The sequence below is a fragment of the Moraxella sp. genome (genome assembly GCF_024227015.1).
GTDB lineage: Bacteria > Pseudomonadota > Gammaproteobacteria > Pseudomonadales > Moraxellaceae > Moraxella.
The window spans coordinates 1-1,166 of the sequence record NZ_JAAELD010000047.1; the positions used below are offsets into that span (position 1 = coordinate 1).

Annotated in this window: 1 protein-coding gene; it reads right to left on the reverse strand. The window is 49.2% G+C overall.

Going from position 1 to position 1,166, the window contains the following annotated elements; genetic code table 11:
• Positions 1-1,144: tryptophan synthase subunit beta (gene trpB / locus GY683_RS00900; protein WP_297286959.1), on the reverse strand; the 1,144-nt coding region annotated here is incomplete at its 3' end.
• Between the last annotated feature and the right edge of the window lie 22 nt (positions 1,145-1,166).

Consider the following 1,166-nt stretch of genomic DNA (forward strand, 5'->3'; position numbering starts at 1 on the left):
CTTTGCTCATGGTTTTGGCAAGTTTCAACGCATACGCAATGGCGTGCGAGCTTTCTAGTGCAGGAATAATGCCTTCTTTTTGGGTACATTCACGAAATCCCACCATCGCTTCTTCATCGGTACAAGGTACATACTGCACACGGTCGATATCCTTTAAGAAACTATGCTCAGGACCCACGCCAGGATAATCCAGCCCTGCCGAAATCGAATGAGTGCCCAAAATCTGCCCATCATCATCCGCCATCAAATACGTGCGGTTGCCGTGTAATACCCCCACTCGACCAACGGTAAGTGGCGCAGCATGGTTGCCTGTCTCCACCCCATCGCCGCCCGCTTCGATACCGTACATTTTGACGTCTTTATCATTTAAAAAGTCATAAAACAGTCCGATGGCATTACTACCGCCACCGACACAAGCGACCAACGCATCGGGCAGTTTGCCTGTTTTTTGGTAGTGTTGTAGTTTGGCTTCTTTGCCGATAATGGCTTGAAAGTCACGCACCAGCATGGGGTATGGGTGCGGACCTGCGACAGTGCCAATGACATAATAAGTGCTATCGACATTGGTGACCCAGTCGCGCATGGCTTCATTCATGGCGTCTTTGAGCGTGCGAGTGCCCGAAGTGACAGGTACCACTGTCGCCCCAAGCAAACGCATACGATACACGTTCATGGCTTGGCGTTCGACATCATCTGCGCCCATATACACCACGCACTCTAAGCCCAGACGCGCCGCGATGGTGGCAGTTGCTACGCCATGTTGTCCTGCGCCTGTCTCGGCAATGATGCGTTTTTTGCCGACCATTTTGGCAAGCAAGGCTTGACCGATGGTGTTGTTGACTTTGTGAGCGCCTGTATGATTCAAGTCTTCACGTTTAAGATAAATCTGCGCGCCACCGATATCATCACTTAGGCGCTTGGCATGATAAAGTGGCGTTGGTCTGCCAACATAATTGACCAAGTCGTCTTGAAAGGCTTTCCAAAATTCGGGGTCAGCTTTGGCAGTGTTATAGATATGCTCAAGTTGTTCCAGTGCCGCCATCAAGGTTTCAGAGACAAAGCGTCCCCCATGAATGCCAAAATGTCCGCTGGCATCTGGGTATTGATTGAAGTCTTTTACTTCAGTTGGGTTTTGAATGTTCATTATTTTCTCTCTAATTTTATAA